General features: G+C 71.1%; 17 protein-coding genes and 1 pseudogene. 5 read left to right on the top strand and 13 right to left on the bottom strand.

Annotated elements, in window-relative coordinates:
• Window positions 1-4 precede the first annotated feature (4 nt).
• On the top strand, window positions 5-481 hold the full coding sequence (gene bcp / locus QRX50_RS17015) for a thioredoxin-dependent thiol peroxidase (RefSeq protein WP_285972911.1): 477 nt from the start codon (window positions 5-7) through the stop codon (window positions 479-481).
• 37 nt (window positions 482-518) lie between these two features.
• Here the strand turns inward: bcp and QRX50_RS17010 are convergent, their stop codons facing one another.
• Both QRX50_RS17010 and QRX50_RS17005 read right to left on the bottom strand, forming a co-directional pair.
• Complete coding sequence (locus tag QRX50_RS17010; protein ID WP_285972910.1) at window positions 519-2285, bottom strand: sensor histidine kinase; 1767 nt, start codon at window positions 2283-2285, stop codon at window positions 519-521.
• Entirely contained in the window at window positions 2275-2973 is a 699-nt protein-coding gene (locus QRX50_RS17005) for a response regulator transcription factor (RefSeq protein WP_285972909.1), read from the bottom strand. Before QRX50_RS17005 ends, QRX50_RS17010 begins: the two co-directional genes overlap by 11 nt.
• A 182-nt stretch (window positions 2974-3155) precedes the next feature.
• Here QRX50_RS17005 and QRX50_RS17000 point away from each other — a divergent pair, with 182 nt between their 5' ends.
• From QRX50_RS17000 to QRX50_RS16985, 4 genes are read left to right on the top strand one after another with little or no spacing between them, the layout of a single operon-like run.
• Window positions 3156-4232, top strand: a complete 1077-nt coding sequence (locus tag QRX50_RS17000; protein ID WP_285972908.1) for an efflux RND transporter periplasmic adaptor subunit — start codon at window positions 3156-3158, stop codon at window positions 4230-4232.
• On the top strand, window positions 4229-4912 hold the full coding sequence (locus tag QRX50_RS16995) for an ABC transporter ATP-binding protein (RefSeq protein ID WP_285972907.1): 684 nt from the start codon (window positions 4229-4231) through the stop codon (window positions 4910-4912). The genes QRX50_RS17000 and QRX50_RS16995 overlap by 4 nt, the downstream gene beginning before the upstream one ends.
• A complete protein-coding gene (locus QRX50_RS16990; RefSeq protein WP_285972906.1) occupies window positions 4909-6120 on the top strand; it encodes an ABC transporter permease in 1212 nt (403 codons plus the stop codon). Before QRX50_RS16995 ends, QRX50_RS16990 begins: the two co-directional genes overlap by 4 nt.
• Window positions 6121-6131: 11 nt before the next feature.
• Window positions 6132-6674, top strand: coding sequence for a hypothetical protein (locus QRX50_RS16985; protein ID WP_285972905.1), 543 nt, complete (start codon window positions 6132-6134; stop codon window positions 6672-6674).
• Window positions 6675-6755: 81 nt separating this feature from the next.
• Here QRX50_RS16985 and rdgB read toward each other — a convergent pair whose 3' ends face one another.
• The 11 genes and pseudogenes from rdgB to QRX50_RS16930 all read right to left on the bottom strand — a co-directional run bounded on the left by rdgB (window position 6756) and on the right by QRX50_RS16930 (window position 14680).
• Window positions 6756-7364 (bottom strand): RdgB/HAM1 family non-canonical purine NTP pyrophosphatase, encoded by a 609-nt coding sequence (gene rdgB / locus QRX50_RS16980; RefSeq protein ID WP_285972904.1) that lies wholly within the window; start codon window positions 7362-7364, stop codon window positions 6756-6758.
• A complete protein-coding gene (rph, locus tag QRX50_RS16975) occupies window positions 7361-8137 on the bottom strand; it encodes a ribonuclease PH (protein ID WP_285972903.1) in 777 nt (258 codons plus the stop codon). The genes rdgB and rph overlap by 4 nt, the downstream gene beginning before the upstream one ends.
• Before the next feature lie 38 nt (window positions 8138-8175).
• A complete protein-coding gene (locus QRX50_RS16970; protein WP_285972902.1) occupies window positions 8176-8943 on the bottom strand; it encodes an MBL fold metallo-hydrolase in 768 nt (255 codons plus the stop codon).
• 29 nt (window positions 8944-8972) lie between these two features.
• A complete protein-coding gene (gene murI / locus QRX50_RS16965) occupies window positions 8973-9779 on the bottom strand; it encodes a glutamate racemase (protein WP_285972901.1) in 807 nt (268 codons plus the stop codon).
• Window positions 9776-10447, bottom strand: coding sequence for a rhomboid family intramembrane serine protease (locus QRX50_RS16960; protein ID WP_434533279.1), 672 nt, complete (start codon window positions 10445-10447; stop codon window positions 9776-9778). The genes murI and QRX50_RS16960 overlap by 4 nt, the downstream gene beginning before the upstream one ends.
• A gap of 341 nt (window positions 10448-10788) precedes the next feature.
• Entirely contained in the window at window positions 10789-10926 is a 138-nt protein-coding gene (locus QRX50_RS16955; RefSeq protein ID WP_285972900.1) for a hypothetical protein, read from the bottom strand.
• Between the two features lie 40 nt (window positions 10927-10966).
• Window positions 10967-12126 (bottom strand): annotated as a pseudogene (locus QRX50_RS16950) (FAD-dependent oxidoreductase).
• Between the two features lie 130 nt (window positions 12127-12256).
• The gene (locus tag QRX50_RS16945) at window positions 12257-12967 is read right to left on the bottom strand and encodes an aspartate/glutamate racemase family protein (protein WP_285972899.1); all 711 of its coding nucleotides are present in this window, start codon (window positions 12965-12967) and stop codon (window positions 12257-12259) included.
• Entirely contained in the window at window positions 12964-13914 is a 951-nt protein-coding gene (locus QRX50_RS16940; protein WP_285972898.1) for a PLP-dependent cysteine synthase family protein, read from the bottom strand. Before QRX50_RS16940 ends, QRX50_RS16945 begins: the two co-directional genes overlap by 4 nt.
• A 4-nt stretch (window positions 13915-13918) precedes the next feature.
• Window positions 13919-14197, bottom strand: a complete 279-nt coding sequence (locus QRX50_RS16935) for a MoaD/ThiS family protein (RefSeq protein ID WP_220243760.1) — start codon at window positions 14195-14197, stop codon at window positions 13919-13921.
• Between the two features lie 66 nt (window positions 14198-14263).
• Window positions 14264-14680 (bottom strand): M67 family metallopeptidase, encoded by a 417-nt coding sequence (locus tag QRX50_RS16930; protein ID WP_220243761.1) that lies wholly within the window; start codon window positions 14678-14680, stop codon window positions 14264-14266.
• Window positions 14681-14716: the final 36 nt, after the last annotated feature.

The following is a 14716-nucleotide window of genomic DNA, read 5'->3' as shown; positions in this document are numbered from 1 at the left end:
GTGCATGACCGAGCAGCGACTCTCCCCCGGCGACGCCGCCCCCGACTTCACCCTGCCCGACAGCACGGGCAAGAGCGTCTCCCTCAGCGACTTCCGCGGCCAGGCCGTCGTCGTCTACTTCTACCCGAACGCCGGCACCCCCGGCTGCACCAAGCAGGCCTGCGACTTCCGCGACAGCCTCGCCCAGCTCAACGACGCCGGCTACCAGGTCCTCGGCATCTCCCCGGACAAGCCCGCGAAGCTCGCAAAGTTCGTCGAGAACGAGCAGCTGACCTTCCCCCTGCTCTCCGACGAGGACAAACACGTCCTCACCGCGTGGGGCGCCTTCGGCGAGAAGAAGAACTACGGCCGCGTCTACCAGGGCGTCATCCGCTCCACCTTCATCGTCGACGCGGAAGGCAAGATCGCGAACGCCTTCTACAACGTCCGCGCGACCGGTCACGTCGCGAAGCTCATCCGCGACCTCGGCATCCCCGCCTGACGCCGCACACACCCGCCGCGCGGGTGAGGTGAGTCGCTCACTCGGGCGGGCCGGCAGCGGGGAAACGCAGCGTGAACGTCGACCCCGCACCCAGCGTGCTCTGCACCGAGACCGTCCCGCCGTGGGCGGCCGCCAAGTTGCGGACGATGGCCAGACCCAGGCCGCTCCCGCCGCTCGCGCCGCGGGTGCGGGCCTTGTCGGCGCGCCAGAAGCGGTCGAAGACGTGGGGCAGGTCGTCGGCGGCGATGCCGACGCCGGTGTCGGCCACGGAGAACACGACGTCGGAATCGACGCGCGTGGCGCGGACCGTGACGGAGCCGCCGCGGGGGGTGTGGCGGACGGCGTTGGACACGAAGTTGTCGATGGCCTGCCGCAGGCGCACGGGGTCCGCCGTGACGGCCGGGTCGGCCATCGGCTGCACGACCAGCCGGACGCCCGCCGCGTCGGCGCGGGCGGTGTGGGCCGCGGCGAGCTGGGTGAGCAGGGAATTGGCGTCGATGGGCTCGGGGTGCACACGCAGTGCACCGGCGTCGGCGAGGGCGAGGTCCTGCAGGTCGTCGACGATGTGCTGCAGGTGCAGCGCCTCTTCGAGCAGCGACGCGACGAGCTCGTCGTCGAGCCGGCTCACGCCGTCCTGCGTGGCCTCCAGCCAGCCGCGGATGTTGGACAGCGGCGTGCGCAGCTCGTGCGCGATGTCGCTGACCATGGCCTTGCGCGCGGTCTCCAGCTTCTCGCGCGCCTCGGACATGTCGTTGAACGCCCGCGTCAGCCGCGCGATCTCGTCCTTGCCCTTCACCTTCACACGCGCGCCGGCCTCGCCCGCCTCCATGCGCTGCGCCGCGCCCGTGAGCGCGTGCAGCGGCCGGATGAGGCGGATCGACGCCAGCCCGGTGGCCACGACCGTGAGCACCAGGATCGCGCCGGCCACCTCGGCCAGGCGCACCTGGTTGTCCGACGACAGCGTGAAGCCGCTCGGCGGCTGGTCGCTGCCGTTCTCCGTGATGTAGAGCCACGCGGCCGGCGCGACGTAGGGCGTCAGCTGCTCGCGACGCGCCGAGGTCACGCAGTTCTGCGTGGTGGTGTCGGTCGCGCCGGTCTCAGGCCCGACGAACGTCCACGACAGCGACAGCTGCGCCGCCGGCGCGCTCTTGTCACTGCGCCCGAGGCAGGCGTTCACGAGATCCGACAGCTTGTCGAGCGCCGCCTGCTCGGTGTCGGTCGGCTGTTCCAGGGTCGCGCCGTTGCACCGCGACAGCGCGAACGGGTCCTGGGCCACCACACGCGGGTGACCGCCGGACGAGAACTCGATGCTGCCGAGGCTCCCCCGCTCCTGCACACACCGCAGCACCCGCTGCGCGATTCCCGAAAGTTTCGCCTTTTCGTCCTGCGGCAACGCATACGGGCCCACCGCCGCCGGATCGATCCGGTCCGGTGTGGACTGCACACCCAGCCCCGGGTCGACCGACAACGGGTCGATCACCACCGACGGCTGCGGCGGCAACCGGCCCGGATCGGCGTCGGAGCTCGCGATCACCTTGCCCTTGGGCGTCGCCAGCACCACGCGTCGGCCGGTGCCCTCCGCGTAGGTGGTCACGACCTTGCCGACACCGTCCCAGTTCGGGTGCGCGGCCGCGTAGCCGAGCAGGCCCTGGTAGATGGTGCCGTCGTCGGCGAAGACCTGGCCCTGCTCCTGGCGGATCGCGCCCGTCGTGGTGCGTGCGGCGAGCCACGCCGTGGCGGCGATCGCGCACACCGCGACCAGCGCCGACACCGCGATCAGCCGGACCAGCAGGCTACGCCGCATCGAGCGGCCCAGCCGTGAGCTTGTAGCCGACGCCGTAAACGGTCAGCAGCCGCTTGGGCTTGCGCGGCGCCGCCTCGATCTTCTTGCGCAGGTTCATCACGTGGACGTCGATCGCGCGCTGGGTGATGTAGCGGTCGAAGCCGTGCAGGTGCTCCAGCAGCTGCCCGCGCGTGAACACCTGGTCCGGGTGCGCGGCCATCACTTCGAGCAGCCGGAACTCGCCCGGCGTGGTCTCGATCAGTTGCCCCGACACCGCCACCTCGTGCCGTCCGACGTCCACCGTCAGCGCGCCGACGCGCAGCGGGCCGCCCGAAGGCACCGCACTTTTCGTACGGCGCAACAAAGTCCGCACCCGGGCCATCAGCTCGCGCGGGCTGTACGGTTTGGTGATGTAGTCGTCGGCCCCAAGGTCCAGACCATGCAGCAAATCGTCCTCTGTGGACCTTGCGGTCAGCATCAGCACGGGCACGTCGGACTCGGCGCGCAGGAGCCGGCACACCTCGAGCCCGTCCATGCCGGGCAACATGACGTCGAGCACGAGCAGGTCCGGCGGACGGCGGCGGACGAGGTCGAGCGTCTCGCGGCCGTCGGGCACGACCACCACCGAGTGGAGTTCCCGCTCGAGGTAGCGGCGGACGAGCTCCGCTTGCTTCGGGTCGTCCTCCGCGAGCACGATGTCTGCGCACATGCTGCGAGCATAAGGATCTCCGCCGCAGCGGGCGACCCAGCGCCGCGGGAACACCGGATCAGCACCGCTTCCTGACGGCTTCCTGACAATTCGCCGCGATAGTGGCCTCCGGACCCGCCGGCTCAGTCCACTTCGGACGCGCCGGGTGAGCGAAAGCGGAGAAGCGATGATGGAGGCCGTCAGTGGCCGGTAAGTCCCGGCGGCGCGCGATCGCCGTCTCAGCCTCGGTCGCCGTTGTGGTGCTGCTCGGCATCGGCGCGTACGTGGCCATCGACCACGGCCGCGGCACGGCGGAAGCCGCGGCACCCCCGCCCGCCGTGACCACCGTGGCCGTGGCCAAGACCGACCTGTCGAACACGCGGACGTTCACCGGCACCCTCGGTTTCGGCACGCCCGAGCCGCTCAAGGGCGCGGGCGCCGGCGTGGTCACGCAGCTGCCGGACGTGGGCACCGTGGCCCAGCGCGGGAAGCCGCTGTACTCCGTGAACGGCGTGGCAGTGCCGGTGTTCTTCGGCGACACCCCGCTGTTCCGCAAGCTCGACAACCCCGACCTGACCGGCCCGGACGTCGCCACGGTGGCCGACAACCTCGCCCGCCTCGGCTACTCCGTCGGCACTCGCGCGAAGGATCCGCAGAAGGCGAAGTTCACGTTCGCCGACGCGTTGAAGAGGTGGGAGAAGAAGGCCGGTCTGCCGGACACGGGCACGCTCGACGTCGGCCAGGTCGTGGTGCTGCCCGGCGCGGCGCGCGTGAACAGCGTGACGGCCCAGCTCGGCGATCCCGCCGCGGGCCCGCTGCTCACCACGACACCGACGGCGAAGGTCGTGGTCGCACCCGTGGACGCGGCGGAGGTCGGCTCGGTCAAGACCGGCATGGCCGTGACGATGGTGCGCCCGGACGGCAAGGAGGTCCCGGCGAAGGTCACCTCGGTGAGCACCGCCGTGACCGGCGGCGACACCTCGGGCGGCGGTCCGGCGCAGGGGCCGCCGAAGATCAACGTGACCGTGGAGCCCGTGAACGCCTCCGACGTCGGCGATCTCGATTCGGCGTCGGTGCAGGTCAAGGTGGCCACGGAGACCCACGCCGGGGTGCTGGCCGTGCCGCTCGGCGCGCTGGTCGCGTTGCGCGAAGGCGGCTACGCCGTGCAGTTACAGGGCGGGAAGCTCGTGCCGGTGAAGACGGGCATGTTCGCCCGCGACCAGGTGGAGATCAGCGGCCCGGGCATCACCGAGGGCGTGCGGGTGGTGACGACCTCGTGATGCCGGTGCTGGCCCTACGCGAGGTGAGCAAGCACTACCCCGGGGGCGTGAAGGCGCTCGACGACGTGTCCCTGGCCGTCGCCGAGGGTGAGCTGCTGGCGATCGTGGGACCGTCCGGTTCGGGCAAGTCGACGCTGCTGAACATCGTCGGCACGCTCGACCTGCCGACTTCCGGCACCGTCGAGCTCGGCGGCCAGGACGCGACGCAGCTGAGCGACCGGCGGCTGTCCGCGCTTCGCGGGCGGTGGCTCGGGTTCGTGTTCCAGCAGTTCCACCTCACCGACGGCCTCAGCGCGGCGGAGAACGTGGCCACGGGTCTGCTGTACGCCGGGGTGCCGCGCAAGCAACGTCGTCCGCTGGCCTTGGAAGCACTGGGCCGGGTGGGCCTGGCGCACCGCGTGGACCACCGGCCGCACGAGCTCTCGGGTGGTGAGCGCCAGCGGGTCGCCATCGCGCGGGCCGTGGTGAACGACCCCGCGCTCGTGCTCGCCGACGAGCCGACGGGCGCGCTCGACACCGCCAACGGCCGCGCCGTGCTGGAGCTGCTCCACGGCCTCAACGCCGAAGGAACGACCATCGCGATCATCACGCACGACCGCGACATCGCGGCGAGCCTGCCGCGGCGCATCGAGTTCCGAGACGGCCGGATCGTGCAGGATCTCGTGGTGAGGGCCGCGTGAGCACCGCACTCGACACGCGCCCGGTGCGCCTGGGCCTGCGCGACGTCCTGCGTCTCGGTCTGCTCGGCATCAGCACCCGGCGGCTGCGCGCGGCCCTGTCGGCGCTCGGGATTTCGCTCGGCATCGCCACGATGATCGTGGTCACCGGCATTCCGGCGTCGAGCCAGGCCGCGCTGCTGGACAAGCTGACGGCGCTGGGCACGAACATGCTGCGCGCCGAACCGCAGCCGAACCAGACGCCACCGGTGCTGCTGCCGGAGTCGTCCGTCGGCAGCGTCGCGCGGATCGGCCCGGTCACCACGGCGGCGGCCGTCGCGAACACGCACCAGACCGTGCGGCGCTCCGATCTGACCGACCCGCTCGACGGCTCTGGTCTCGCTGTGCTGGCCAGCAGCCCGGACCTGCTGTCCGCGCTCAACGGCACCGTGCAGAGCGGCAAGTTCCTCGACGCGGCAACGCAGAACCTGCCCGCGGTCGTGCTCGGGTACGTCGCGGCTTCGAGGCTCGGCATTCCCGCGGTGACGCCCGGACGGCCCGCGCCGATCGTGATGATCGGCAAGCAGTGGTACACCGTGACGGGCGTGCTGGCGCCGATGCCGCTCGCGCCGGACATCGAGCGCGCGGTGCTCGTGGGCTGGGGTTCGGCGAAGCAGTTCCTCGGCTTCGACGGCCACCCGACGGTGATCTACGTCAAGGCCCGCGAGGACGCGATCGCCGACGTCCGCGCGGTGCTGCCCGCGACGCTGTATCCGCAGCTGCCGGGGCTGGTTTCGGTGAGCCGGCCGTCGGATGCGCTGGCGGCCAAGCAGGCGAGCCAGACGACGTTCTCCGCGCTGTTCCTCGGGCTGGCGGGTGTCGCACTGCTGGTCGGTGGTGTCGGCGTGGCCAACACGATGTTCATCTCGGTGCTGGAACGCCGCCGCGAGATCGGCCTGCGGCGCGCGTTGGGGGCGACGCGGGGACAGATCCGCGGGCAGTTCCTCACGGAGGCGGTGGCGCTGTCCGGCCTCGGCGGCCTGGCGGGGACGGTGCTGGGGATCGTCGTGACCCTGCTTTACACGACTTACCAAGGGTGGCCGCCGGTCATCCCGCCGCTGTCCGTGGCCGGCGGCGTGGCAGGCGCGCTGGTGGTGGGCGCGCTGGCGGGGATCCACCCGTCGATCCGCGCGTCGCGGCTCACCCCGACGCAGGCGCTGGCAACGACATGAGGGAGCTTCGAATGTCCAAAGTGGTCTGGCTCGCGGGGCTGGTGCTGGTTCTCGCGGCGTGTTCGTCGCCCGCTGACCCCGGTCCCTCGGTCGATTCGCTGGGCACGCCTTCGGTTTCCGCGTCGTCCTCGGCGCCCCCTTCGACGGACGCCGACGGCGGCCGCCCCCGCCACCGCGTCGACGAATCGCCGGAAGACTCCCAGGGGCTCATCGAACCGTGGCGCACCTGCATGAAGGACCACGACGCCGACGTCGACCAGCAGCCCCACAGCATCGCGGGCGCCGAACAGTGGTCCAAGGACCACCAGGCCGCCGGCAACGCGTGCCGGTCCAAGCTGCCCCTGCTGCCGTGGGGCGAGGACCCGGCGAACCCGGCGTACAAGGACAACCTGCACCGCTGGGTCGAATGCATGACGTCCCAAGGCATGCACGTCGCCGAAGATCCGGACGGCGACGAGTCCCCGTGGCACTACACGAGCAACAACCAGCCGCCGAACTCGGACAAGATCGAGCAGGGGTGCGAAGTTCAGGTGATGGGCCCGAGCGACAAGTAGCGCGCCGCGCCCGCCCCAATGCGGCGTTGGTTGCGCTCAACGCACCGAACGCCACATTGGGGTGGTTTGGGCCGGGCCGCGTCAGGCCTTGGCGAGGTCGCGCAGGGCCGGGAGAAGAGCGCGCAAGGCGCGGCCCCGGTGGGAAGCCGCGTCCTTTTCGGACGGTTCCAGCTCCGCCGACGACCGCGTCTCGCCGTCGGGGACGAAGATGGGGTCGTAGCCGAAGCCGTGGGTGCCGCGGCGGGCGCGGAGCAGGGTGCCGCGCCATTCGCCGCGGACGATGGTTTCCTCGCCGGACGGGAGGACGAGGGCGGCGGCGCAGACGAAGGCCGCACCGCGGCGGTCGTCGGGGGTGTCGGTGAGCTGGGCGAGCACCAGGTCGAGGTTGGCGTCGTCGTCGCCGTGGCGGCCGGACCAGCGGGCGGACAGGATGCCGGGCATGCCGTTCAGCGCGTCGACCGCCAGGCCGGAGTCGTCGGCGACGGCGGGCAAACCCGTGGCGGCCACTGCGTCGCGGGCCTTGGCGACGGCGTTGCCTTCGAAGTCCGGCGCGGTTTCCGGCGCTTCGGGGAACTCGTCGACGTCGGCGAGGCCCAGCACCTCGATGCCGGCGATGCCCTCGGCCTCGAGGATGCGCCGCAGCTCGCCGAGCTTCTTCTGGTTGCGCGTGGCCAGCAGCAGCTTCGTCACTTGGCGCCCTTCTTCTTGTCCGGGCGCGGCTGCGGCAGCTCACCCGGGTACGGCAGCGCCAGGGCCTCGTTCTGCAGCTGCGTGAGCGTGGCGCAGCCGGCGAGCGCCAGGTCGAGCATCGTGTCCAAAGTGGACCGCGCGAAGGTGGCGCCCTCGCCCGTGCCCTGCACCTCGATGAGCGTACCGGCGTCAGTGGCGACCACGTTCATGTCGACCTCCGCGCGCGAGTCCTCCTCGTACGGCAGGTCCAGGCGCACGCGCCCGTCGACCACGCCGACGCTCACCGCCGCGACCGAGGACGACAGCGGCTGGGGGTCGTTGAGCCGGTTGGCCGCGCCGAGCCACGTGATGGCGTCGCGCAAGGCAACGTAGCCGCCGGTGACCGCCGCGGTGCGGGTGCCGCCGTCGGCCTGGATCACGTCGCAGTCGATCACGATCGTGTTCTCGCCCAGCGCCGCGAGGTCGATGCACGCGCGCAGCGACCGGCCGATCAGCCGGGAGATCTCGTGGGTGCGGCCGCCGATGCGGCCCTTCACGGCTTCGCGGTCGCCGCGGGTGTTGGTGGCCGACGGGAGCATCGCGTACTCCGCCGTGACCCAGCCGAGCCCGGAGCCCGCCCGCCAGCGCGGCACACCCTCGGTGACGCTGGCCGCGCACAGCACGCGCGTGTTGCCGAACTCGATGAGCACCGAACCGGCAGGCCACTTCTGGAACCCGCGGGTGATCTTGATGTCGCGGAGCTGGTCGTCGTTCCTGCCATCTTTCCTCGTCACGGGGTGCACAATAAGGCAGGCCCCCGACAGTCCGCCGCTCAGATCTCGTAGACGGCGCCCTGGCTCACGAGCTCGCTGTCCGGGAACACCGCCGCGGCCTCCGCCAGCACCGCGCGGCTGTCGGTCCACGGCGCGATGTGCGTGAGCAGCAGCCGCCCGACGCCGGCGTCCTTCGCCAGCTCACCGGCCTGTTTTCCGGACAGGTGCACGCCGTCGGGCCGGTCGGCCGCGTCCGTCCACGAGGCCTCCGACAGCAGCACGTCGACGCCGTCCGCCAGCTCGCCCAGCGCGGTGCACGGGCCGGTGTCGCCGGTGTAGGCGAGGAAAGCACCGCCGTAGGAGATCCGCAGGCCGAACGCCGGCGTCGGGTGCTGCACCACGGCCGCCGTCACGTCGAACGGCCCGATCCGCACCGTTTCCTCACGCAGCGTGTGGAAGGCATAGACGTCGGACAGGTCCACGGCGGCCCGCTCATCGGCGTCGGCGGCGTACGCGTTGGCCAGCCGCGTCGGCGCGTCCGCCGGTGCGTACAGGGGCAGCTGCCGCGGGCGAGCCGGGTACGGCGGCGCCGGGTGGTAGCGGCGCAGCACCGTGAGCGAGTTGACGTCGGCGCAGTGGTCCGAATGCAAGTGCGACAACACGAGCGCGTCGAGGTCGAACGGGTCGCACACCGTCTGGAGCTGCGCGAACGCGCCGTTGCCGAGCTCGAGGCCCAGCCGGAACCCCTCCGCCTCCAGCAAGTACCCGGACGCGGCGGTGTTCGGCCCGGGGACGCTGCCCGAGCACCCGAGGATCGTCAGTCGCACCCCATCACCCTAAGGGCGTTCAGTGAGACTTACGCGCTCGTGGGAGCGAGGACACCCGGCGCGAACCCCATGAACCGCGCGGCCAGGCGCGTGAACGGCTCCGGCGAGCCCGTGGCCAGGAACTCGTGCCGCGGCGGCGCCTCGCGCTCGGCCAGCAGGTCGAGCTCGGTGAGCACGCGGTAGAGGTCTTTGGCCGTCTCGTCCGCGCTGGAGACGAGCGTGACGTCCTGGCCCATCACGATCTGCAGCACGCCGGAAAGCAGCGGGTAGTGCGTGCAGCCGAGCACGAGCGTGTCGACCTCGGCTTCGAGCAGCGGCTGCAGATAGCCCTGCGCGAGCCCCAGGATCTGGCGCCCGGACGTGATGCCGCGCTCCACGAAGTCGACGAACCGGTGGCACGCGACGCTCGTGAGCCGCACGTCGGGCGCCGCGGCGAAGGCGTCGTCGTACGCGCGGGAGCGAACGGTCCCCTCGGTCCCGATCACGCCCACCCGGCCGCTGTGCGTGACCGACGCGGCTCGGCGAGCGGCAGGCAGGACGACCTCGATGACGGGGACGTCGTAGCGCTCACGGGCGTCGCGCAGGCAGGCGGCCGAGGCCGTGTTGCACGCGATGACCAGGGCTTTCACGCCGCCTTCGACGAGGTCGTCGAGGGCTTCGAGCGCGTACTGACGGGCCGTCGCGATGGGGAGGGGGCCGTAGGGGTTGCGCGCGGTGTCGCCGACGTAACGCAGCTGCTCGGCGGGCAGCAGCTCGAGGATCGACCGGGCGACGGTGAGACCGCCGACGCCGGAATCGAAAACCCCGATGGGCGCGTCGGCGGTCGGGGTGCTCACACCTCGAGGCTACCGGCCGCCTTCTTCTTGGGACGGTCGCCCCGCGCCGTCAGCCAGGCCGCGAGGACACCGGCGAGCGCGCCGAAGAGGTGGCCCTGCCAGGAGATGCCGGGGTTGCCCGGCAGCAGGCCCCACAGCATCCCGCTCCACACACCGAGCAGCACGACCGCCACCACGATCTGCCCGAACGCCCGGTTGAAGATGCCGCGGACCAGCAGGAACGCCAGCCACCCGAACGCCAGCCCGGACGCCCCCACCGTGTAGGTGTTCGACGGCCCGACCAGCCAGACCCCCAGGCCCGACACGATCCAGATGATCGCCGTGACCACCGCCCAGCGCCCGATCCCCGCCGCCATCGCCAGGAACGACAGCACGAGCACCGGCACGGTGTTCGAGAACAGGTGCCCCCACCCGGCGTGCAGCAGCGGCGCCCACAGGATCCCGTCCAGGCCGGACGCCTGCCTCGACACGATGCCCCCGTGGTCGAGGTCCGCGGGCAGGATCACGTCCAGGAGCTCCACCAGGTAGAGCACGAGCGTGAACCCCACCGCGACGATCGCCGCCGCCTTGGGGTTGGGCGGCAGGATGCGCTTCGCCACATCGGTGGCCTTCGCCTTGTCCGCCGGCTGGTCCCCGAACGGCATGGGCTGCGGTGGGAGTGTGCTCACGTGTTCCAGGCTACGTCCGTCCGGTGTGGGTGGCCTCGGGTGAATTCCCTGATGTTCGAGTTCAGGGCGGTGGCGACAGTGTCGGGGCTTGCTCAGCCGACCCACCGAACCACCACGCCGCACGCAGGCACGGCCCCCACGGTCGGTAGCCGACGCCGTCCGCTCGAAGCCGACCTACGTGATCGTCCCGTTGGCCCTCGCCCGCCACAGAACCGTGCGGGCTTCGCGGGTGTCCAGGCGTTCCAGCCCGCGGGTTGCCCACGAGCGCAAGGATTCGTCATCAGGGCTGTCGAGCTGGGCGGCGAGGACGGGCAGCGCCTCGGGCGCCTTCGCCTCGCCGATCAGCTCCAGCAGCGCAAGCCGTAGTCCTCGGTCTCCCGCTCGAACTCGGCGATCAGCTCGCCGACGTGGTCGGTGACCTCGGTGAGCAGCAGTTGAAAGCCGTCTTCCCCGGTCTGCGGGTCGTGGCGCCGCATCATCCGCAGGGCGGTCTCGAAGGTGCCGGGCCCGGGATCGAGGCTAGTGGCCGGAGTCGAAGGGGCTCTGCCCCGCCGTGAGTTCCGAGAAGACCTTGATAAGGTGCTCCGCCGTCGCCTCCTCGCTCTGGCCGGCCATGGCCTCCTCGAACTCGGCGCTGCCGGTCGCGATCCGGGCGCTGCGCGGGAACATCGCCTGCTCGTACTCGGACAGCGCGGCCTCGACGTCACCGGGTGGGCGGCGAGGGCCTGGGCGAGCTCGGCGGCGTCGAGCATGGCGAGGTTGGCGCCTTCGCCGTTGGGCGGCATGAGGTGGGCCGCGTCGCCGACGAGGGTCACGCCCGGCACGCGGTCCCAGCGGTGCTCGAGCGGCAGGACGTAGCGCGGGCGCAGCACGGGCGCGGTGTCGCCTTCGGTGATGAGCGCCGTCAGTTCCAGGGCCCAGCCGGTGAACTCCTGCGCGACGCGGGCAGCAGCACCAGCAGGGTCGGTGAAGTCGATGGCCGCGAACCAGTCCAGCGGCCGCGTCAGCCACACGTACGTGTGGATGGTGTCCCCGCTTTCGCGTTGGGCCATGATGCCCTTGTCCGACCCGATCGCGCCCATCGAGCCGCCGCCGACGGTCTTGGCGGAGGCGGGGTGGCGGGTGCCGGCGTCGTACAGGTAGGTCTCGACCATCGTCGTGCCGGCGTACCCGGGGACGGCGGACGACAGCAGCGGTCGGACGCGGGACCACGCGCCGTCGGTGCCGACCAGCAGGTCGCTCACGACAACGCTGCCGTCGGTGAAAGTCACTTCGTGGGGGCCATCACCGGCAGAGCGCGCGTCGGCGACCTTGGCGCCCCAGCGAACCGTGCCGGCGGGGAGCGAGTCGAGCAGCAGCTGCCGCAGCTCCCCACGTTGGACTTCGGGCCGGCCTCCGGCGCCGTCGTCGGCTTTGTCGAACAACACGGTCCCGTACTTGTCCAGGAACCGCACCTGCTGACGGCCGTCGAGGATCAACCCGCGGAACTCGGCCATGAGGTCGGCGGCGCCGACGGCGACCTGGCCGTTGTAGTCGTGGATGTCGAGCATCCCGCCCTGAGCTCGCGCACCCGTGGACGCCTCGGCTTCGTAGACCGTGGCGGGAATGCCGTGAACGTGCAGGACGCGGGCGAGATTGAGGCCGCCGAGGCCGGCGCCGATGATCGTGACGGTGTTCATGATGACTCCTCCGGGTTCAGAGCGGCCCGGTGAGCCGCTCTCGAACCGAAGGTTGCCGTGATCCACTGGCACGGCACGCACACCGCGCTGCCACTCGCCTGGCACGGCCTGTCAGGGTCGTGCCAGGAGCTCAGGCCGGAGCCGGCGGCAGCTCGCGAAGCCCCAACGCCCAGTCCACCGCGGCCTCCGCGTGGAGCCGCGTGGTCGGAAAGACCGGGACCGCGCTGTCGGACTGGTCGACCAGCAGCTCGATCTCCGTACAGCCGTAGATCACGCCCTGCGCACCGGCCTCGACCAGCCGTGCGATCACCTCGCGATACGCCGCGCGCGAAGACGGCCGGACAACGCCGTGCACCAGCTCGTCGTAGATCACCCGGTACACCAACTCCTGGTCCACTTCGGACGGAACCAGCACCGAAAGTCCATGCGCCGCAAGGCGTTCACGATAGAACGGCTGGCTCATCGTGAACGCCGTCCCCAGCAGGCCCACCGAGGAAACCCCGGCGGACAGCACCGCCGCGGCCGTCGTGTCCCCCAGGTGCAGGGACGGCACGCGCAGCCGCAACGCCGAAGCCACCTTGTGCATCGTGTTGGTGCACAACACGATCACGTCCGCGCCGGCCGCCTCCAAGGCCGAAGCGGCGGCGGCCAGCAGCTCCCCCGCCGCCGCCCAGTCACCCGAAGCCTGCAGCGCCTCGATCTCCGCGAAGTCCACGGAGTACAGCACCACCCGCGCGGAGTGGTACCCGCCCAGCGCCGAGCGCACGCGCTCGTTCACCAGGCGGTAGTACTCCGCCGAAGACTCCCAGCTCATGCCGCCCAGGAGCCCGATCGTCCTCACGCCCAGAGCTGCCCGTCCAGCCGCGCGGCGGCTTCGTCGAGCGAACCCGCGTACGCGCCCGTGGACAGGTACTTCCAGCCGGCGTCCGCGACGACGAAGGCGACGTCCGCGCTCTCCCCGCGAGCGGCGGCCTTCTCCGCGACCGCGAGAGCCGCGTGCAACACCGCGCCCGTGGAAATACCCGCGAAGATGCCCTCGTTTTCCAGCAGTTCCCGCGTCCGGCGAAGCGCGTCGTACGCGCCGACGGAGTAGCGCCCGTTGAGCACGCTGGGGTCATACAGCTCCGGCACGAACCCCTCGTCGAGGTTGCGCAGGCCGTACACGAGCTCGCCGTACCGCGGTTCGGCCGCGATGATCTGCACACCGGGCTTCGCCTCGTGCAGGTACCGGCCGACGCCCACCAAAGTCCCCGTCGTGCCGAGGCCGCCGACGAAGTGCGTGATCGTCGGCAGGTCCTTCAGCAGCTCAGGGCCCGTGCCACGGTAGTGCGCGTCGGCATTGGCCGGATTGCCGTACTGGTAGAGCATCACCCAGTCGGGGTTCTGCTCGGCCAGCTCCTTGGCCCGCCGCACGGCTTCGTTCGAGCCGCCCGCCGCCGGCGAGAACACGATCCGCGCGCCGTAGGCCTGCAGCAGCTGCTTGCGCTCGGTGGAGGTGTTCTCCGGCATCACGCACACCAGGCCGTAGCCCTTGAGCTTCGCGGCCATGGCGAGCGAGATGCCGGTGTTGCCCGAGGTCGGCTCGAGGATCGTCGAGCCACGACGAAGCCGGCCCTCACGCTCGGCGGCCTCGATCATGGCCAGCGCCGGCCGGTCCTTGATCGAACCGGTCGGGTTGCGGTCCTCGAGCTTCGCCCACAACCGCACGTCGTCGGTGGGCGAGAGCCGGGGCAGCCCCACGAGCGGCGTGCCGCCGAGCGCGTCGAGCAGGGACTCGTAGCGGGTCATCGGTTTAGCGCGCGCCGCCGGCGACGGCGGGCAGGATGGTCAGCGTGTCGCCGTCCTTCACCTCGGCCGCGAGGCCACCGGCGAAGCGCACGTCCTCGTCGTTGACGTAGACGTTGATGAAGCGGTGCAGCTTCTCCTCCTTGACCAGGCGCGCCTTCAGCCCGGAGTGGCGCGACTCGACGTCGTCGATCACCTCGAGGACGGTCTTGCCCGCCGCCTCGACGGACTTCTCGCCGCCGGTGTGCGTGCGCAGGATGGTCGGGATGGAGACGGTCACGGCCATGGTTTTCTACCTCCGAAGTGGGTTCTGAGAAGCTGACGCGCGGGACGCAGCCCTTATTCCGGCAGCTCAGTCGACGATCTCGACCGGCTCCTCGGTGATCTCGGCGTCCACGATCCGGTACGAGCGGAACTCGTGCGAATCGGGGTCTTTCGTGGAGACGAGCACGTAGTGCGCGTCGGGTTCGGCGGCGATGTTCGCGTCGGTGCGCGACGGGTAGGCCTCCGTCGCGGTGTGCGAGTGGTAGATCACCACGGGCACCTCGTCGTTGGCGTCCATCTCGCGGTACAGCTTGAGCAGGTCACCCGAGTCGAACTCGTAGAACGTCGGTGACCGCGCCGCGTTCAGCATCGGGATGAACCGTTCGGGGCTGTCAGAGCCCACGGGACCGGCGATCACCCCACACGCCTCGTCGGGGTGGTCACGGCGGGCATGGGCGACGATCTCGTCGACGAATTCACGGCGGATCCGGAGCACATTCGACATCTTAGGTGGTGGACCCACCCTGTCCAGACTGTGAGA

Source organism: Amycolatopsis sp. 2-15, assembly GCF_030285625.1.
In the GTDB taxonomy this organism is placed as follows: Bacteria; Actinomycetota; Actinomycetes; order Mycobacteriales; family Pseudonocardiaceae; genus Amycolatopsis; species Amycolatopsis carbonis.
This window is presented reverse-complemented; position numbering and strand designations above follow the sequence as displayed.